This window comes from Rhodanobacter sp. A1T4 (genome assembly GCF_014207185.1).
Taxonomy (GTDB): domain Bacteria; phylum Pseudomonadota; class Gammaproteobacteria; order Xanthomonadales; family Rhodanobacteraceae; genus Rhodanobacter.
The window spans coordinates 194,740-213,009 of record NZ_JACHCP010000007.1 but is presented as its reverse complement, the minus strand read 5'-3'; the positions used below and the strand labels follow the sequence as shown (position 1 = coordinate 213,009).

Below are 18,270 nucleotides of genomic sequence, written 5' to 3'. Positions count from 1 at the left end.
CCGCAGATAACGGCATCGTTTCCGGATCGCCACCTCCCGGTGGGGGGCTCCGATGACGCGGGAAAGCAGCAAGAAAAATGAGTACGCACTGGAAACCGGTTTTCAGGACTCGATGGCGAGATTCTTCGACGATGAGCTGCCAATAGCCTCCAGGTCACTCGGCGTCGGTGCCGAGGTGCTTTTATCGGTACTCACCGCCGCATGGATTTGGCCGTTGTCGAATGTCAGATTCAAACGCATCGACTGGACACTGGCGGCTGCCGTGACCAGCGCCAGGCCGAGTCCGGTGTGCACGCCGGCATCCTGGCCTTTGCGCCAGAACCGCCGATGCATCAGCGCCACATCGTTGCGGTCCAGGTCTGGGGCGTCGTTCTTCAGCCACCAAGTGCCTGATTGGTAACCGAGTGTCAGGCGGCTGCCGGCTGGGGCATATGTCACGGCGTTGCTTACAAGGTTACTCAGCATGACTTCGAGTAGCGTGGGATCGGCTTGCCAGATCAGCGTACCCTGCGTGTAAATGCTTAAATCGAGGTGCTGTTTTTTAATGTCACCGCAATATCGGTCCAGCAGCTTGTGCGTCAACGCGTCGATATCGACCGACTCATATTGCACTTGCTCGATACCCGCTTCGATACGCGTGAGTAACAGCAGCGCGGTAACCAAACGCTCCATTTCGATGCCAATGACACCGAGATCGGCCAACATGGTTCGTGGATTGCGCTCACTGGGGTAACGCAATTCCACTTCGATCATGGTGCGCAATTCGGCCAGCGGTGTGCGCAATTCATGCGCGACGCCGCTGGCGAACTGGCGCTCGCGCATGAGGCCTTCTTCCATGCGCGAAAGCACCTCGTTGAAGCGCATGATCAATGGCCGCAACTCGGCCGCACTGTGGCTATCCAGGCGCCGCTCGGGTGACTCAGGCCCGATGAGTTGTACGGCTTCAGCGAGCCTGGACAGGGGCTGCAAGCCACGCCGGATCAGCAGCGGCGTGAGCAGTACAACGATAAGGATGGCGATCAGGATGCACCAGTAATCGATGCGGTCCATTGATCTCTGGAAACTTCTTACCGCATTGAAATCAACCGCCAGACCGAGGTTGCAGCTGGATTGAGATGAGGCTGGCGCATTGTCGTTTCCGCTTGCACGCGAGGCAGGCAGAAAACTCATGGCTACTCCCCGCAGTTTGGTACCGAGCGAATCCGACATGTTGGCAAAGGCAGGCTTTCCCGCCGTTGGCGTCGGCCACGTCAGCACTGCCGCTGCAGGAGATGAGAGTATGTATTTGCCTTGGCACTGGATTTTGAAATAGATAATTTTGTCATCGGCCAGAAACTCAGGCACATGGTCGAAGCCGAGTGTTGGTTGATCGCCATTTGGCGGCATGCGGAAAATATCGGAGAGCGCCTGAGCGCGCTCGAGCAGATTCGTGTCGGCTTGCAAGGCCACTTCGTTGTCGATACGCGAATCAAGCAGCCAGGTCGCTGCGCCCAACGTAAGCACGATCGTCACTACCAGAAATAGCGTGATACGCAGCCGTATCGACATGACGCGAATCATGGAATGAGATAGCCCGAGCCACGGCGCGTTTCGATCACGTCGGTGAGGCCGGCCTGAGCAAGTTTCCGGCGCAGTCCGAACACGACAACCTCGATACTTTTGTCGGAAGCATCGGACTCCGTGCCCGACAAACGATCCAGGATTTCGGTACGTGTAAAGACCCGGCCGCGATGGCGCAGCAGTAACTCAAGCAGTGAATATTGACGAGGCGTCAGCAGTAGCGGTACCCCGCCAACATCGACCTGACGAGCCTGCGGATTGAGGTTGAGCGTTCCGACCGAAAAGGAAAGCAGTCTCGCTTCCTGCGGGCGCCTGGCCAAGGCGTGCAGTCGTGCCACGAGTTCGTCGAACGCAAACGGCTTGACCAGGTAATCATCTGCGCCCTTGTTCAGCGCACCGATCCGGTCTGATACCTGGTCGCGTGCCGAGAGCACCAGCACGCGCGGGCGCTTGCTGCGATGGCGTAGATGATGGAGCACGGCGAGGCCATCTTTCCGCGGTAAGCCGAGATCGAGAACAACCTGTTCGTAGCCGAAGCTGTCCAGGTGATGGCAAGCCGCCACACCGTCGGCGGCCAGATCGACAGTGAAGCCGGCGGCAGTGAGTCCACGAGCCAGCGAATCACGAAGACGCACCGAGTCTTCAACAATGAGCACGTTCACGATCAATCTCCAGGCTGGTTATGGCGATGCGCGTCGCGCGTCATCGGAGAAAATTACGTCTTGGCCATACCTGGCAAAAATCGAAAGAGCTAAGTGGCGTGGAGTTCCCCTGCAACTCATTGGACGGCGGCCAAAACCTGAGGCCGTCCTAGTGTGTCAAGCCAAGCTAGCAGCAATAAGAAAACAATTTTCGATAAATGTTCCTCAAGTCAAAAATATCCACACGGAAATTCCGTTAACAATTCTTAACTGTATTTACGGTGATTAATGGACGGGCATCAACAAATAAATAACAACTACTAATCATCAGCAAAGTTTTAGGTGTCACACTGAAATCCGAAAAGAAGTCATGATCAGACTTCGATATTCATCGAAATTTGCGCTAGCGCGCCAGCAGCTTCGGGGTTATGTGTGAACTTACTTTCTCCCTGTCACGGGGTTAACGCCATACCCAGGAACGAGATTTATCGCATCCTGGTCTGCCGGCCGAATCATCGGCTCGGGAATATGATTCTTGTCACGCCACTCATTGCCGAGCTCGGACGGCTCTACAAAGGTGCTGAAATCGATATCGTGGCGGAGGGCGATGTCGCCGCTGATATATTTCAAACATTCTCAAGCGTCAGAAATATTTACTGTCTTCCGCGTAGAGGGTTCAAGCACCCTTTCGTTTTTCTTTCAAAAATATTGAAAATACGAAAAACGCACTATGATTTGATAATCGATCCCTGTCTTGGGTCGGGTTTCAGTCGCGCGCTGACGAGAGTATTCAAGGGTCGTCGCAAGTTGGGTTTCGACGATGCCGGCCGTCGTCGCGGAATGACACATCTGGTGCCAAGTTCCATGGCACCGCATCACATGGCGAAACGATCCGTGATGCTTGCACGGTGGTACTCATCGCCACACATGGACGACGTCGAAAATTTCCCGGTCCTCGATATCCGCTTGACGGATGTTGAGAGACAACTGGGTGAGCGGCTGATACGTGACATTGTAGTCACGTCGGAGCAGCTCAATACGGGCGGCGTGATCGGTTTATTCGCCGAGGCCACGGGGAACAAGCGCTACTGCCAGGAGTGGTGGAGCGACTTTGTTTCTGCCGTCAGGCTCGCCAGCCCCGATTGCAGCATTGTTGAAATCATCCCGGTGCATGGCCGTTCGATGCTGGATTCGAAGTGGCCCGGCTACTACTCCACCAGCATTCGACGGATGGCATCTGCGATGGCTGGCGTCGACATGATGATCAGCGCAGATTGCGGTGCCATGCATTTGGCGGTGGCATCGGGTACGCCAACCATCGGCATGTTTTCCGTCACGGACGCCAAGATTTATGGCCCGTATGGATCACACAATGCCCATCTGGTTACTCAGGGCATGACGCCGCAACAAGCGGCAAAACGAGCGGTCGATCTGTATCGTGAGTCGTTCTTTGGCAGCGAAGAATTGCAAATCACTCCTCGTCTGGAAGCGACGCTGCTTTGAAAATGCTCGGCGTAGTCGGCACGTGCATCATTGCTGCTTCGTAGCGTGAGAACGGCCAATGGCCGGACGATTGGCCGCCGCGTACGCCTGCGCAGGGGCTGAGTGGAGTGTAACCACGGCAATATTGTCGACGACTCGCAAACTGTACCCGCTGGTAGCGCGGACGACTGCAGACTGACGGGCCTTGGCCAGAAGGTCGGATTGGGCGTGCAGGTTTGCGGCATCGGTTTGCCGGCCCACGTTGGTGATGCCGTCGACGTAGTACATCAAAAATTCGTTGGTATGAAATCTGTCCGCCGAGGCGATGTACGGTGAGATCAGCTTATTGATCATCGGAAACTCCTCCGCCACGTGACCGGTTATCGGCGAAAACCCGATGTTGCCATCGAGCAGGAAGCCGTGGATGCCTTTGGCGGCTTTCAGATCGGCAAGATCGTCGGCCATGCCGGCAGCGATGTGGTCCTCGTAATTCTTTTGTTCACCCAAGGCGTTGCCATAAGCGCTGGCCAGCGAGCACATGCCAACCGCCAGCATGCATCCCGCCGCAAGCGTCCAGCGTGGAGACCTATGCCACTGCGCCAGCGTTGCCTGCATGACGATCAGTGCGGCAACCAGCAGCGCACCCACACCCATCAACACGCGTGGCTCAAATTCTGGCGTGAGCAAGAGCAACATGGGACCGGCGATACAGAGCAATGCTGCCAGAGGCAATACAAGGCTGATGAGGATCAATGCCGCGTTGATCCATGCTGCATGCGAAGCGCGCCGTGTTGTTGCGTATTGGATACCGATGGCAACGGGAAACACGGCAAGCATGATCAGCAGCGGCAGAAAATAGGTCCACCACTGCTGGTCGAAGCTGTTGCCGATAAGCCGGTAGAAGCCACCAATATTCGTGGCGATCAACGGCAGCTGGCTCAAGTTGTGGATCTTTCCGCTCTCTCGCTCGACCCAGCCATGAATGTGGATGCCTATGATCAGCTGATACAAAAGCATTGCTACACCCACTTGCAGCACGCGCAAGAAGAACTGCTTTATCCAGCTGGGTATTGGCTCGTCATGCAACTGGGCCAGCACAACCTCCAGAAGCATGAAAATCAGATAGACGTTGACCGCCGGCTGATAAAAATTGAGGCTGGCAAACAGTGACAGCACACCCAGCCACCAGCCGCGCCGGTGATTTGCGATGGTGAGAATCGGCAGCAAGGCCAGCAGTATCGCGATGCTCATGCTCAGCGCATCGAACTTGTACGAGAGATTTTCCAGATAGAACGGTTGTGCACCGAGCGGGAATGCGATCAGTGTGGCCATCCACGGTGAACGCAGAGCGTAGCGGCGCGCGATCAGTACACCGGTCCATGCCAGCACCGCAATGGCGCCAATCTGTGTCAGCGGCGAGATGTCGACCAACCCGCTGTCGTAACACTGCAGCAACTTCATCAGCAGCGTGGTCAGCGGACGACCATTGGAATCCCAGCCGGTGTGACCGATGAGTGCGCGCTTCAGATCATCGTTGTAGTAGCGATTCGCCCGCAGGATCGGATACAGGATGAGAAAATACAACGCCAGAAGAATGGTGAAAACCCTGCCTTCGTCACGCCGTGAAAGGTCGCGTGCGTGGTTCGTGTGGCTGTGCGGAATAGAAAAGCTCACGTTTTAAATCTCTGGGATGCGCAGCTAATGTAATGTCAGGCCATCGATCGATCGGGCGAAAGAGCCTGCGCAACATGGCGGCACACCGGGAACGCAAACCTGCCCCTCTGGGATGACCTTGACCTCGAAACGCCTTCTGACCATCCGTATCAGGACCCGAGAAAGTGTGTGTGACCAGCGCCGAAAGTACTAAGCAGCACCCGATGATTGACGATGGCTTTCAGGCGAGTAGCCCACGCAGCAAGACTTGCGCTGATCGCTGTGCGAGCTCGACCCAGGCGTTCCCGGATGAAACTTGAGCGATTCACCAACGGAATTGCTGCGCCACATGCCGTGTTCCCACGATAATGCTCTCACAAACTGATGATTTGCTTACAGCACACATCAGGTGACGCTGTTGGACCGACTCTCACTACCGCAGTTGGCTAGCGCCGGGTGCCGCGCAGACTATCCACCGAAAAGCTGGCGATTTCGCTGCCATCGGTACCGCGTCTTCCCTGACCTTGTGGCGGCCCCCAGGCATGTGCAGTGACGACCTCCCAGGTGGCGGGAATGCGGCCATCGACACGCATTGTCTCGTAGGCGGCGAGCATGCGCTGATAGCGTGCCTTGCCGGTGAGGCCGCGTTCGCGGGTCTGGTCGGCATTGGTAGCACCCAAACCCTGCAGTTCCTCCAGCAGCTTGCGTGGTGCGCTGTAGGTCAGCGTGTAATGGTGCACATCCAATACCGGGTCGCGCAGCCCGGCCGCGAGCATGGCATCACCCACGTCGTGCATGTCGAGAAAGCGGCTGACGTGTGGTTGCTCGTCGGCCTGCGCCCATGACGCGCGCAGCTCCTTCAGCGTATCCGGGCCGAAGGTGGAGAACGCCAGTAGACCGCCGGGCTTCAGCACGCGCACGCATTCGCCGAACAGCGCCTTCAGGTCGTCGATCCACTGGAAGCAGAGGTTGGAGTGCAGCACGTCGACGCTGTGATCGGCCAGCGGCAGGGAAGTGGCTTCAGCGCAGACGCGCTGGAATGGCTTAAGCCAGCTGGAGTGCTGCTTGGCCGCGCGCAGCATCGGCAGCGCCAGATCGACGGCGATTACCTCGGCCTTGGCGTAGCGTTTTTTCAGCAGCGCACTGCCGCGGCCGGTGCCGGCGCCGACATCGATGATGCGGTTGGGCTCGGAAGTGTAGAAGTCCAGGCGCTCGATCAGCGCCGACTGCACTTCCTGTTGCAGGACGTCGTGCTTTTCGTAGCTGGTGGCGGCGCGGCCGAAGTTGTGGCGTACCTGCTGCTTGTCGAGATGGAAATCGCTCATGGCGCCGTATCCTGTGCAAGGCGTTCTTGTGTTTGAGCCAATAGGGGCTGCAGCGCTTCCGCCAGTGCATCGACATGACCGAAGAACGGTGCGTGGCCGGCATGCTCGATTTCGGTGAAGCTGCCGCCGCATTGCCCAGCCGACCACTGCATTGCCATGGGGGGCACCAGCCGATCGCGGCGGCCGGCGATCCACGCGCTGGGCATGGCCAGGTCAAGCAGCGCGGCGCGGCAGTCGCCATCTTCCAGAATGCGGATGCCTTCCTGCAGCACGCGCAGGTCGGGTTCGCCGCGCGCGAATACCAGGGTGCGCAGGTGGCGGAGTTCGGCGCGCGGATCGGGGCTGCCCATCGCTTCCAGTGCCATGAAGCGCTCCAGTGTGGCGTGGTAGTCGGTTTCCAGATCGGTGGCGAGATGGCGCACCTGTGTTGCGTCGCTGCCATAGGGCCAGCTTTCATCACGCACGAATTTCGGCGTGGCGCAGAGCATCGCAAGACCAAGTACCTGCTGTGGGATTTCCAGCGCCGCGGTGAGCGCGATCAACCCGCCCATCGACCAGCCCAGCCACATCGCTGGCGGTGTGGCGGCAGCAATCGCGGCGGCGCTGGTGCTTGGCTCCAGCGGTAGCGGGCAATTGCGCGAATAGCCGTGGCCGGGAAGATCGACCACGTGTATGGTGCAGCGATCCTTCAGCGCATCGACCAGTGGCGACATCACGCCACCATGCATGGCCCAGCCGTGCAGGACGACCAGGGGAATCGGGCCAGTCCCCACAATATCGATATGCAGGTCGGTCAAGGATCGGATCTCGGCGCGGGCGCGAGTGTGGGATCGACGGCGCCGCGCTCGTCAAACACAAAACAATCGCCATGCCAGTGGGCGCCATCGGTTTGTTCGAGATATCTGAGGATGCCGCCGTCGAGCTGGTAGACGTGCGACATGCCGAGGTCCTGCATGTGCAAGGCTGCTTTTTCGCAGCGAATGCCGCCCGTGCAGTACGACACCACGGTCTTGCCCGCGTAGCGCTCGCGATCGGCGGCAATCGCGTCGGGAAATCCGGTGAAGCTGGCGAGCCGGTAATCGACCGCATCGTCGAAAGCGCCAATGGCGGTTTCATATTCGTTACGGGTGTCGAGCATCAAAAGCTCGCGGCCGTCGTCATCGTGGCCTTGTGCCAGCCAGCGCTGCAGCGTGAGCGCGTCAACGGCTGGTGCACGACCGCCTTCAGGGCGCACTGTCGGCAGCCGCATGGTGATGATTTCCTTTTTCAGCCGCACACGCATGCGGCCAAACGGTGGTGCGTCGGACAAGGATTCTTTCGGCACGATATCGGCGAAGCGATGGTCGGCGTGCAGCCATGCCACGAATTCATCGATCGCCATACGGCTACCTGCCAGAAACAGGTTGATACCTTCCGGCGCCAGCAGCACCGTGCCTTTCAGCGCCAGCGCCGTGCAGTGTTCGAGCACGCGCTCGCGCAGCATGGGCAAGTCGTCCAGGCTGATGAATTTGTAGGCGGAAATATTGACGGTCGACATGCGCGGATGGTTGATAAAGCAGCGGACAATTATACGGGGTGGGATGGTGGTGCTCGGCGTTCAGCGGCTGGCAGGCGGCAGATGCAGTGCTTCCAATGCGCTCAGCAGCTTGTCGATGTGTGCTTCTTCATGCGCCGCCGACAGCGTGATACGCAGGCGAGCACTGCCTGCAGGCACGGTCGGTGGACGGATCGCCGTCACCAGCAGACCACGCCATTCCAGTGTGTTGGCAGCGTCCAGCGCTGCCTGTGCATCGCCGAGCACGATCGGCTGGATCGCCGTGGTCGATGATGAAAGCGTGAGGCCGAGCTGCGCGGCGCCATGGCGGAATCGGGCGATCAGTGCCGACAATTTTTCACGTCGCCAGGTGTCGGTCTGAGCCAGCTGCACCCCGACCAGCGCTGCAGCGGCCAGCGCCGGTGGCATGGCTGTGGTGTAGATGTACGGTCGTGCAAATTGGACCAGCCCTTCGATCAGCGAATGCGAGCCAGCGACGAACGCGCCCGCGCAACCGAGTGCCTTGCCCAGTGTGGCCATCAGTACCGGTACATCGTATTGATTCAAGCCGGTGGCCTCGACGCTACCGGCGCCATGGCTGCCGAGCACGCCCAGGCCGTGCGCATCGTCGACCATCAGCATGGCGCTTTCGCGCGCGCACAGCGCTGCCAGCTCGCGCAGTGGTGCGACATCACCGTCCATGCTGAATACGCCGTCGGTAGCCAACAGCAGACCGGCGTTCTCACTGGCCGTCAGTTGACGCGCGGCGGCATCAACATCGGCATGCGGGTAGCGCTTCAGCTCTGCGCCAGAGAGCTTGGCACCATCGAGCAGGCAGGCATGGTTGAGCTTGTCCTGCACGCAGATGTCGCCGCGCGCCAGCAGTGTCTGCAGTACGCCGAGGTTGGCCATGTAACCGGTGGAAAACAACAGGGCGCGCTCACGCCCGGTCCATACGGCCAGTGCTTCTTCCAGCTCCGCATGTTCCGTGCGGTGACCACTGATCAGGTGGGCCGAGGTACTGCCGACACCGCATTCCGATGCCGCGCTGCGCAGCGCGGATATCAGCTGCGGATGTTGCGCCAGACCCAGATAGTCGTTGCTGCAAAACGACAGCAGACGTTTGCCGCCGATCTCCAGCCATGGGCCATCGGCATGATCGATCGTGCGAATACGACGTAGCAGGTTCTCCCGTTCACGATTGGCCGTCTGGACGGCCAATCGTTCCTGCAGGTCAGGCCGCGGCGCTGCAGCCACAGCCTTGTCCACAGCTGGCTGACGCGGTTTCGTTTTCGAGAATGTCGGCGTGCACGGTGTTGTCGGCTTCGACGATCTCCAGCGGATGCAGGTCGAGCCGGCGGAACAGCGCGCGATCCTGCTCGACATCCGGGTTGCCGGTGGTCAGCAGCTTCTCGCCGTAAAAGATCGAGTTGGCGCCGGCAAAAAAGCATAGCGCTTGCACCGCGTCGTCCATCTGCTGGCGGCCGGCCGACAACCGCACCATCGAGGCAGGCATCAGCAGGCGTGCCACGGCAATCGTGCGCACGAATTCGAACGGATCGAGCGCCTCGGTACCGGCCAACGGCGTGCCTTCCACCTGTACCAGCTGGTTGATCGGCACCGACTGCGGATGCTCGGGCAGATTCGCCAGCGTCTGCAGCAGGCCAGCGCGCTGGTCGCGCGACTCACCCATGCCGACGATGCCGCCGCAGCAGGTTTTCATGCCGGCGGCGCGCACGTGTTCGAGCGTATCGAGGCGATCCTGGTACTGGCGTGTGTGGATCACCTCGCCGTAGAACTCTGGCGCGGTGTCGAGGTTGTGGTTGTAGTAGTCCAGCCCGGCGGCCTTCAGCGACTGCGCCTGGGTGTCGCTCAGCATGCCGAGCGTGGCGCAGGTTTCCAGGCCCAGGCCTTTCACCGCGCTGACGATTTCCGCGACCTTGACCACGTCGCGATCCTTCGGGCTGCGCCACGCTGCACCCATGCAGAAGCGGCTGGCGCCAGCGGCCTTGGCGGCTTTCGCGCGCTCCAGCACGGCGTCCACGCTCATCAGCTTTTGTGCCTGCACACCGGTGTCGTAGCGCGCGGCTTGCGGGCAGTAGGCGCAGTCTTCGGGGCAGCCGCCGGTCTTGATCGACAGCAGGGTGGAGACCTGCACCGCGTTGGGATCGTGATGTTCACGATGCACGCTATGCGCGCGGTACATCAGCTCGTTGAACGGCAGCGCAAACAGCGCACTCACTTCGTCGCGGGTCCAGTCGTGGCGGATCACAGCTTCGGCCATGGAAAACTCCCATCAGTAAGCCGGCGAGTGTGTGAGCAGTTTGGTCAGCAGTCAACCAGGTGAGTATATTTTCAGTTGACGTGACCTCGCCAGGTCGCTGCCGCTACCATCGCGTATCCATCCATCTGCTGGGCTGGAGCATCCACATCTGGTCGATCATCGATGCGGCCCTGTTCGAGCTCAGGTCCTGATCTAGGCGAATGTAATCATGAATACGCGCAGGGAAGCGCTTTCCAATCTCGGCACGCGAGTACAGCAGTGGCTGTTGCCGTTGCGTTGCTTGCTTTGCGGCGCATCAGGTGCCGATGGCATGGACCTGTGTGCGGACTGTGCGGCTGAGTTGCCACGCAATCTTTCCTGCTGCGCGCGTTGCGCCCTTCCATTGGCAGTGCCCGCGGCACTGTGCGGCGAATGCCAACGTCGAGCACCGCCGTGGGATGCCGCCTGGGCGCCGTTTCGTTACGCGTGGCCGCTGGACCGGCTGGAGTCACGTTACAAGTTCGGTCGTGATCTGGCTGCTGGGCGGGTACTGAGTTCGTTATGGCAGACCGAGCCGCGCGCCGCAGTCCTGCCTGAACTTATTCTTCCCGTGCCGCTGCACCGCAGCCGCCTGCGCCAACGCGGCTACAACCAGGCGCTGGAACTTGCCAAGCCACTGGCGCGCGCTTTCGACGTTCCGTTGGAGCACGATCTCCTGCAGCGTCAGCGCGCGACCCCAGCGCAAACTGAACTCGATGCCGTTACCCGTCGCCGCAACGTGCGCGGCGCTTTCGTCCTGCGCCCGGGCATCTCGCTGCCGGTTCACGTGGCGATCCTCGACGACGTGATGACTACCGGTGCCACGCTCGCCGAATGCACCCGCGTGCTGAAGCGTGCCGGCGTGCAGCGGGCGGACGTATGGGCACTGGCGCGAGCGCCTTCGCCGGGAAGGCGATAGCACCTCAATGAAAGTGTGATCGGCTTATTGCACCGCCGGCTCGTTACCCGTACCGGAAACGATAGCATTGGCTTGCACGGTCTTTGCCACCAGCGCCTGAAAGGCTGCCAGCGGGCAGGTGTTTGCACCCTGGCAGCCAGGCAGGTGCAGTGATGCAACGTGCATGGCACCGATGGTGCTGACATCGCCGGCGCGTAGCGCGGCTAGTGTGGGCAGGGCGATCTGCAGGCGCACAGCGTAACGGCCGTGTGATTCGATCAGCTGGTAGATCAATGCGCCACCGGGCGGATAGTCATCGGGTTGCTCAGTGTTGTGCCAGTTCAGCCCGAGCAGACCAGCCTGACTGGCGAGGTCGGTGTCGTGACCGAGCAGGATGACGGCCTTGTCGCTGGCCGGTGCCAGCGGCGGCAGCTTCGTGGACTGTCCGGCGGCGGCGGTCAGGGTGGCGGCGATATGGGCCAGCATGTTGCCGCCACGGGCGTTGGCGGCGGCGGATGTCTTTTTGGCCAGCGCGAACTGCAGATTGTGGAGCGTGATGACATGGCCGACGCCGGCCGCATCGAGCCTGCCCCAGCCGACCTGTGCCAGTGGCAGGCCCTGGGCATATTCCAGCATCAGGTTTTCCGACAGCGTGCCGGCGCTTTTCAGCGCCTTGGCTGGCGCCATCCCGAGCAGCACTTTCTTGCCGTTGGCCTGCGCATTTGCCAGACACGCGGCGTCATGACAGTTGAGCAGCACCTGCTGCAGATCGGTCAGTGCAGGCATCGGAGGCGGATGGGTGATGGGCGCGTCGGCATCCTCGTCATCGCTGCCGCGAAACAGTGGGTCCGGCTGATTCGGCGCAAAAGCGAAATAGCGGCGAGGGCATGACGGCGACAGACCAGACTGGAATGCGGCGGCACTGTCGCGGTTGCGCGGTGTGCTGTCGGCGATCAGTTTGATATTGGTTGCTGAGCTGCAGGTGCTAGGCACGATACCGGATGACACCAGCGACTGGCGATACCACGCGCCGAGCGAACGCATCAGCTCGGCACCATGCGGTGTGAGTTGTCCGGGATCGACCGGCCACACTGGCCACAGTTCGGATGCATAGACGGCCAAAGCATCCGGCGCCGCGGTGGGCGAGCGGATGCCGTGACGGATCAGCACGATCTGCTGTACAACCCGCTCGTCCTGCGCAGCGTGCGCTGGATTGGCGCCTATGGCCGACGAGGACAGTACGGCGACCAACGCCAGCGCCACGCAGTACAGACGAGTTGAACGGATATGGCAATGAGGCACGATGATTCCTTGGAAAGCTGCGGTGATCAGGGTGGCGCTGCGAGCAGCATGCGAAAAGTCGAATGACGTCGCACCTTAAAGTTTCATCGATACGTCGAGAAACACGCCGCGTCCCGGCAGGCCGAAATACAACGCATCCCCACTGACCGACTGCGTGCCCGCATAGCCGGTCAGCTTGTGCACGTTGAACAGGTTATTGACGTCCACGCTGATTGAATAGCCCTTGTTCGAAACGCCGCCGTGCGTGGAGCGGAAGCCCAGCGCCGCGTCCACCGCGACATAGCCGCCGAGCCGCGCGCTGTTGGCGAAGACGGTGTTGCCGCTGTCGTCGGTGGTGTTGTCCACCCCGTATTGCTTGCCGATGTACTTGCCCATCAACGAACCGTAGTAGCCGCGCTCGCTGCTGTAGAGCAAGCCAAGCGCCGCGGTGACCTTGGGTGTGGCGGCCACCTGCACGCTGCTGTGCTTGTAGGTGGCTTCGTTGTAGCTGGCGTTGCCGTAGAGGCTCCACTGATGCGTCAACGCATAGGTGCCTTCCACCTCGGCCCCCTGGTAAATCGCGCCACCGCCATTGATGTAGGTCAGCTCGTTACCTTCCGCCGTGGCCACCTCGGTTTCGGTGAGGTAGTTGGTGAAGTCGATGTAGTAAACGTCCGCACCGAAAGTAAGGTTGCGCGAGGCGAAGCTGGTGCCGAGCTGGTAGTTGGTGGTCTGCTCCGGCTTGAGGCCGCGGGAGGCGTTGGTCTCGATCACGTCGATCGGCGGAGCCAGAAAGCCTTTTGCTGCCTGCGCGTAAGCCGCCCATTGATCGCTCAGCTGATCATGCACGCTCAGCGACGGCAGAGTGGAATGGTAAGTTGCCTCGGCATTCAATGGCACCGGCGATGTCTTGTTCAGCTGTGCATCGATCGATCGCGTCACTTCCGAATAGCGTATGCCAGGGCTTACGGTGATCTGGTCGCTGACTTTCCAGTCGTACTGCAGATAGGGCTGCACGGTGTCGGTGCGGTCACTGAACAGGTAATTGTCGAGAAAGCCGTACTTGGTGCCGGTCTGCTGGTCGGTGGTGAGGTCGAGCGGATACTGGTAGCGCGCGTCGATGTTGCGTTCCAGCCACGCACCTGTCTGTAGTGTGCCGGGCCCGAGATCGCGGCTCAGCCGAAGTACGTCACCGAACGCGTGAAAGCCGGAATCGGCCAGTTTACCGGGCACGTCATCGGCGGCCTTGGCGACCTTTTTGCCGGCTGCGTTGTAGAACGTCACGCCGTTGTCGGCCGGGTCGTTGTCACTGGCATCGGTGGTCTTGCGCGCCCAGTGGTCGAAGCTGTTGTAGTAGACCTTGTTGTCGATATCCCAGTCGCCGATGCGGCTGGTGAGACCGAGGTAGTTGAAGCTGGAGTAGTACGCCGCGTTGTTATAGCCGCTGTAGCTCTGCAGCGCGGGATTGTCGGACAGCCCATAGCGCCAGCCGAATTGCGCGATTTCGCTTTTTGTCGCGCCCTGCACGGTGTTCTGGTGTTCTTCGTTGTAGCTGGTGACAAAGGTCAGTGTGGTGTCGGCGTCGAGATCGGTGATCGTCTTCAGGAAGATGTGATTGCGCTGATCGTCGGTGCCCTTGAGATAGGTGTCGCTGGCTTCCTTGGAGACATCGGCGAATACCTGGGTATGCGCACCGAGCTGGCCGTCCGCGCTGACGCCGCCGGCACGTGTGCCCCAGCTACCCAGCGTGAGGTAGGCGGTGACACCCGGCACACTGCTTGGGTCGCGCGAGCGCAGACCCACAGTGCCGCCGAAAGTGGCGTTGCCGATGGTGCTGCCGCCGCCCGGACCGCGGTCGATCTCGGCTTGCCCCAGCACGTGATTGTTGAAGTACGCCGAAGTGGTGTGGTGCAGGTCGCTGGCATCGCCGAACGGAATGCCGTCGAAGGTGATGTTGAACTGGCCATCCTGAAAGCCACGGATGCTGATGCCCTCGTTCTTGCCCAGGCCCGGACCTTCCGGCGAGGTCACTGTCACGCTGGGCGCGTATTTGATGATGTCGTCGAAGTTGGCGTTGAAGCGCAGCCCATCGCGGATGAAACGCTCATCGATCACCGAGGTTGGCTGGATTGCGTCCAACGGTGCTGCACTGGGCGCCAGAGTGTCCACCACATTGGCGCTGACACTGACCGGGGCCAGGTCGTGCGGCACACTGGCCGCTGCTGCAATCGGCGGGATGCCGCGCGAAGTCGGTGTGTCCTTGGCGGGGGCGTTTCCCGCATGTTGGTCCGGCACAATCGTCACCGTGGTGGGTGTGACAAAACGGTAGTTCAGTCCGGTGCCGCGCAGCAACTGCTGCAGCTGCCGCATCGGGCTCAGGCCGGCGGCCGCGCCTGAGCTGCGCACGGTGTTCGCGACGTCGGACTGATAGACCACCTGCAGACCGCTGCGTTGGGCCAGTACATCGAGCGCCTCGGTCAATGGCATCGCGCCGATCGCCTGATCCTGTCGGGAATCTTGCGGCGACGCTGGCGCAGTCTGCGCTGCGGCAATCAGGGGCAGGGCGCCGCCGAGCAGCAGCGCGATGTGGATGGCGAGTTGTTTACGCATGGCGATGACCTGTGATGGTTGGATTCATGGCTGGCGACAGACCCGTGCGGTACGCACGGTTTGCCGCCACATGACCATCTACGAGTGCCCGGCGAGCGAACCGGGTACCGGTCATTTGATGAATTTTTTCTTACAGCCGATGGTGTGCGGGCTTCGATCCGGTCGTCGCGGCGATTACTTGCACGCGGTCATTGCCACGCTGTATTTGCACGCCGGGCAAACTGCCCAGATACGCCACAAACGCATCGACGTCGTGCGCGTGGAACAGGCCGTTGATCCGCTTGGCGGCGATCTGTGGATCGTCGATTGCCAGTGGTGTGGTGGTGTACGCGTTGAAGCGACGCGCGACCTCGCCCACCGTGGTGTTGTGAAACTGGATAATCGAAGGAAGCCAGACAGTGGCCTGGGCGATATCCGCATGCTTGCTTGATGCGGTCACTGCACCGTCCGCGCCGATTATCACCTGCTCGCCGGCGCCAAGATCGGCTACCACGTTGTCGGGCGTGGATGGACGGCCCAGCCGGCGCGTCAGTACATCCAGCCACGGATGCGTCGGCGACAGCACATTGACCCGGCCGCTGACCACGGTCACCTCGTCGCCGGCATTGTCGCGTCGTACCGCGAATACCGTGCCGATATCGCGCAACATGCTTGCGCCAATCTGCACCTGCAGCGGCCGGCCCGGATCCTTGCCGACATCGAACAGGGCGCTGCCGTGCAGTAGCTCGATGCGGCGGAATTGTGCATCAAAGTTCACTGCAATCGCGCTGTCGCGATCCAGTTGGACCAGGCTACCGTCGGGCAGGTTGAGGCTGCGCCCCTCGGTGATGGTCGAGGCATAGACGTCAGAGCGCGGATGGTCCGGCGTGAACAGCAGCGCGCCAGCCGCAAAAAGCCCGATTACGGCGACGCTGGCCGCCGCCAGCCAGAGCCGCGATCGACCGCGTCGAGGTGCCTCGTTGCGCTGCCTTCGCGCAGTGGGAACGAACAGTGCCTCACGCTCGCCATGCAGCGCCACGACGGCGGGCTCGCTCGCCGCCAGGGTGCGTAGCTGTTCGGCACTCATCGTCTCCATTGCGGTCGCGGCTTTGAGATCACCGTGCAGCCGGGCGATGGCGAGGTACTCGCCCACATGCACCGGCGACTGCTTTAGCCAGATCAGAAACGCTTCCTGGTCAGTCGCCGACAATCCTTCGCGCTGGTCGAGATACCAGCTGGCTGCCTGCTCGGTCGCGCGGCGCGCGTCGGCGTTGGAAAAATCCCGGTTCGGTCGATCAGTCATAGCGACCCATTCCCTGGCGGCAGACGGTGAGTGCCTTGACGATGTACTTCTTCACCATGCTGGCGGAAATGAGCAATTGCTCGCTGATCTCGCGATAGCTCAGCTCGTCGCGGTAATGCATCACCAGCACCGCGCGGCACTTGGGCGACAGTCGGCCAATCAGCTGGCCCAGCCGCTGGCGGCGCACCTCGCGATCAACCCCCGCCGCCGCATCGCATGGCGTGGTGAGCCGCTCGATGATTTCCCCCAGACCGTCACTTCCGACAGGTGTATTGCGCCGCATCACGGCGTGCTTCTTCATCAGGTTGGCGGCGATGGTGTAGAGGTAAGCTTCCGGATTACGGATGTCATCCGCACCGTGCTGATCGGCGGCAAGCAGCCGCAGATAGGTTTCCTGCACCAGATCCTGCGCGTCCCAGGCATGCGCGGTCCGCTTCAGGAAATAGCTATTGAGCGGAGCACGCTGCTCGGAAAACAGGCGCAGCAGCCCGTGGGCATGGTCGGGTTTCACTAGCATGTCCACATGGGCGGCGTGCAGCAACGGAAAGTTCTTGAATCCGCGTCCGACTGTAGTCAGCCTTTATGACAGCCCTATGAAATGCCGGCCAAGCTGGGCGACGCGACGCCAGCATTCGCCATAAAACCTGGTTAGCGAACTGCCAGTGCCAGCACGATGCCTATCCAGAGCGTCAGGCCGAGCCAGTTGTTGTGGCGGAAGGCGGTGAGGCAGGCGTCCTTGGCGCGATGGCGGATCAGCCATAGCTGATAGCCGAACAGGGCGGCGGCTATCAGCACCCCGATCCAGTATGGCCAGCCCAGCGTGGCACGTTGGCCAACGAACAGCATGGTCAGCAGAAAGGTGCCCATCAGCACGCCGAGGATCGGCAGATCGGCATCACCGAACAGGATCGCGGTGGACTTGGCGCCGGCCTTGATGTCGTCCTCACGATCGACCATCGCGTACTCGGTGTCGTAGATCACCGACCACAGGATATTGCCGATAAACAACAGCCACGCCACCGGCGGCACGTTGCCCCCAACGGCCGCGAAGGCCATCGGGATCGACCAACCAAATGCCGCACCCAGCACCACCTGCGGCATGTGCGTGTAGCGCTTGCTGAACGGGTATGCCGCTGCCAGCGCTGCGCCGATGAACGACAGTTTGATGGTCAGTGCGTTGGTGAACAGCACCAGCAAGAAGGCGAATACGAGCAGCACGGCGAAGACGATCAGCGCCTCACGTGGCGTCACCCGTCCGCTGGCGATGGGCCGGCCGGCAGTGCGTGCAACCTGCGGATCGAGCTTGCGATCGGCGTAGTCATTGATCGCGCAGCCGGCCGCACGCATCGCGAACACGCCGAGAGTGAAAATAATCAGCGGCTTCCACGGCGGAAAATCACCGGCAGCCAGCCACAGCGCCCACCAGGTCGGCCACAACAGAAGCAGGGCGCCGATCGGGCGATCCATGCGAGTCAGCACGAGATAGTCGAGCGCCTTTTCCCGATAGCGTGGCGGCAGGTTTTGCAGCAGCCAGTCAAGGACTCGGGTTGCGCGGGTGGAACTGTCGGCGGGCCGTCGCGGTTTTTGCTCGGCTACCCTCGGTGCACCGGCACGCGAGCGCCCCGAGGGTGAAGGTGCTGTCTTGCGCGGCTGGCGTTTGCGAGGTGGTGGCGACATGCCACCAGTCTAACGCGAGCCTTCG

At 61.0% G+C, this 18,270-nt stretch carries 16 protein-coding genes; 3 read left to right on the top strand and 13 right to left on the bottom strand.

Features of this window, described 5'->3' with window-relative positions; genetic code table 11:
* Window positions 1-102: 102 nt before the first annotated feature.
* Together HDE80_RS15810 and HDE80_RS15805 are read right to left on the bottom strand one after the other, a co-directional pair.
* Entirely contained in the window at window positions 103-1,548 is a 1,446-nt protein-coding gene (locus HDE80_RS15810; protein ID WP_184672462.1) for a histidine kinase dimerization/phospho-acceptor domain-containing protein, read from the bottom strand.
* Window positions 1,549-1,556: 8 nt separating this feature from the next.
* Window positions 1,557-2,222 (bottom strand): response regulator transcription factor, encoded by a 666-nt coding sequence (locus tag HDE80_RS15805; RefSeq protein ID WP_184672460.1) that lies wholly within the window; start codon window positions 2,220-2,222, stop codon window positions 1,557-1,559.
* 507 nt (window positions 2,223-2,729) lie between these two features.
* On the opposite strand from HDE80_RS15805, the gene HDE80_RS15800 reads away from it, so the two are divergent.
* On the top strand, window positions 2,730-3,704 hold the full coding sequence (locus HDE80_RS15800) for a glycosyltransferase family 9 protein (RefSeq protein WP_221437618.1): 975 nt from the start codon (window positions 2,730-2,732) through the stop codon (window positions 3,702-3,704).
* A 27-nt stretch (window positions 3,705-3,731) separates the two neighbouring features.
* Here the strand turns inward: HDE80_RS15800 and HDE80_RS15795 are convergent, their stop codons facing one another.
* The 6 genes from HDE80_RS15795 to bioB all read right to left on the bottom strand — a co-directional run bounded on the left by HDE80_RS15795 (window position 3,732) and on the right by bioB (window position 10,479).
* Window positions 3,732-5,357, bottom strand: coding sequence for a glucosyltransferase domain-containing protein (locus tag HDE80_RS15795; RefSeq protein WP_184672458.1), 1,626 nt, complete (start codon window positions 5,355-5,357; stop codon window positions 3,732-3,734).
* Window positions 5,358-5,782: 425 nt separating this feature from the next.
* Window positions 5,783-6,661: a malonyl-ACP O-methyltransferase BioC gene (gene bioC, locus HDE80_RS15790; RefSeq protein WP_184602816.1), complete on the bottom strand. Its 879-nt coding sequence runs from the start codon at window positions 6,659-6,661 to the stop codon at window positions 5,783-5,785.
* Window positions 6,658-7,458 (bottom strand): pimeloyl-ACP methyl ester esterase BioH, encoded by an 801-nt coding sequence (gene bioH, locus HDE80_RS15785; protein ID WP_255483833.1) that lies wholly within the window; start codon window positions 7,456-7,458, stop codon window positions 6,658-6,660. The genes bioC and bioH overlap by 4 nt, the downstream gene beginning before the upstream one ends.
* On the bottom strand, window positions 7,455-8,198 hold the full coding sequence (locus HDE80_RS15780) for a sulfurtransferase (RefSeq protein ID WP_184672456.1): 744 nt from the start codon (window positions 8,196-8,198) through the stop codon (window positions 7,455-7,457). Before HDE80_RS15780 ends, bioH begins: the two co-directional genes overlap by 4 nt.
* Window positions 8,199-8,258: 60 nt before the next feature.
* Window positions 8,259-9,452, bottom strand: a complete 1,194-nt coding sequence (bioF, locus tag HDE80_RS15775; protein WP_345776466.1) for an 8-amino-7-oxononanoate synthase — start codon at window positions 9,450-9,452, stop codon at window positions 8,259-8,261.
* On the bottom strand, window positions 9,430-10,479 hold the full coding sequence (gene bioB, locus HDE80_RS15770) for a biotin synthase BioB (RefSeq protein ID WP_184672454.1): 1,050 nt from the start codon (window positions 10,477-10,479) through the stop codon (window positions 9,430-9,432). The genes bioF and bioB overlap by 23 nt, the downstream gene beginning before the upstream one ends.
* A gap of 59 nt (window positions 10,480-10,538) precedes the next feature.
* Between bioB and HDE80_RS22230 the strand changes: the two genes are divergently transcribed.
* Entirely contained in the window at window positions 10,539-10,670 is a 132-nt protein-coding gene (locus HDE80_RS22230) for a hypothetical protein (protein ID WP_255483832.1), read from the top strand.
* A 17-nt stretch (window positions 10,671-10,687) separates the two neighbouring features.
* Window positions 10,688-11,416 carry a ComF family protein gene (locus tag HDE80_RS15765; protein WP_184672452.1) on the top strand — a complete coding sequence of 243 codons (729 nt, stop codon included), beginning with the start codon at window positions 10,688-10,690 and terminating at the stop codon, window positions 11,414-11,416.
* Window positions 11,417-11,440: 24 nt separating this feature from the next.
* Here the strand turns inward: HDE80_RS15765 and HDE80_RS15760 are convergent, their stop codons facing one another.
* The 5 genes from HDE80_RS15760 to ubiA form a co-directional block, all read right to left on the bottom strand.
* Window positions 11,441-12,697 (bottom strand): histidine-type phosphatase, encoded by a 1,257-nt coding sequence (locus tag HDE80_RS15760; RefSeq protein WP_184672451.1) that lies wholly within the window; start codon window positions 12,695-12,697, stop codon window positions 11,441-11,443.
* A 75-nt stretch (window positions 12,698-12,772) separates the two neighbouring features.
* A complete protein-coding gene (locus HDE80_RS15755; RefSeq protein ID WP_184672449.1) occupies window positions 12,773-15,286 on the bottom strand; it encodes a TonB-dependent receptor in 2,514 nt (837 codons plus the stop codon).
* A gap of 130 nt (window positions 15,287-15,416) precedes the next feature.
* Window positions 15,417-16,568: a FecR domain-containing protein gene (locus HDE80_RS15750; protein ID WP_184672447.1), complete on the bottom strand. Its 1,152-nt coding sequence runs from the start codon at window positions 16,566-16,568 to the stop codon at window positions 15,417-15,419.
* The gene (locus HDE80_RS15745) at window positions 16,561-17,079 is read right to left on the bottom strand and encodes a sigma-70 family RNA polymerase sigma factor (RefSeq protein WP_345776465.1); all 519 of its coding nucleotides are present in this window, start codon (window positions 17,077-17,079) and stop codon (window positions 16,561-16,563) included. Before HDE80_RS15745 ends, HDE80_RS15750 begins: the two co-directional genes overlap by 8 nt.
* A 137-nt stretch (window positions 17,080-17,216) precedes the next feature.
* Window positions 17,217-18,245 (bottom strand): 4-hydroxybenzoate octaprenyltransferase, encoded by a 1,029-nt coding sequence (gene ubiA, locus HDE80_RS15740; RefSeq protein WP_184672445.1) that lies wholly within the window; start codon window positions 18,243-18,245, stop codon window positions 17,217-17,219.
* Window positions 18,246-18,270: the final 25 nt, after the last annotated feature.

What these genes read in the sequence shown, in the direction of transcription:
- HDE80_RS15750 (WP_184672447.1), bottom strand. Translation starts at nt 16,568, where the DNA reads ATGACTGATCGACCGAACCGGGATTTTTCCAACGCCGACGCGCGCCGC.
- HDE80_RS15780 (WP_184672456.1), bottom strand. Translation starts at nt 8,198, where the DNA reads ATGTCGACCGTCAATATTTCCGCCTACAAATTCATCAGCCTGGACGAC.
- bioB (WP_184672454.1), bottom strand. Translation starts at nt 10,479, where the DNA reads ATGGCCGAAGCTGTGATCCGCCACGACTGGACCCGCGACGAAGTGAGT.
- HDE80_RS15800 (WP_221437618.1), top strand. Translation starts at nt 2,730, where the DNA reads ATGATTCTTGTCACGCCACTCATTGCCGAGCTCGGACGGCTCTACAAA.
- HDE80_RS15810 (WP_184672462.1), bottom strand. Translation starts at nt 1,548, where the DNA reads ATGTCGATACGGCTGCGTATCACGCTATTTCTGGTAGTGACGATCGTG.
- HDE80_RS15765 (WP_184672452.1), top strand. Translation starts at nt 10,688, where the DNA reads ATGAATACGCGCAGGGAAGCGCTTTCCAATCTCGGCACGCGAGTACAG.
- bioC (WP_184602816.1), bottom strand. Translation starts at nt 6,661, where the DNA reads ATGAGCGATTTCCATCTCGACAAGCAGCAGGTACGCCACAACTTCGGC.
- HDE80_RS15755 (WP_184672449.1), bottom strand. Translation starts at nt 15,286, where the DNA reads ATGCGTAAACAACTCGCCATCCACATCGCGCTGCTGCTCGGCGGCGCC.
- ubiA (WP_184672445.1), bottom strand. Translation starts at nt 18,245, where the DNA reads ATGTCGCCACCACCTCGCAAACGCCAGCCGCGCAAGACAGCACCTTCA.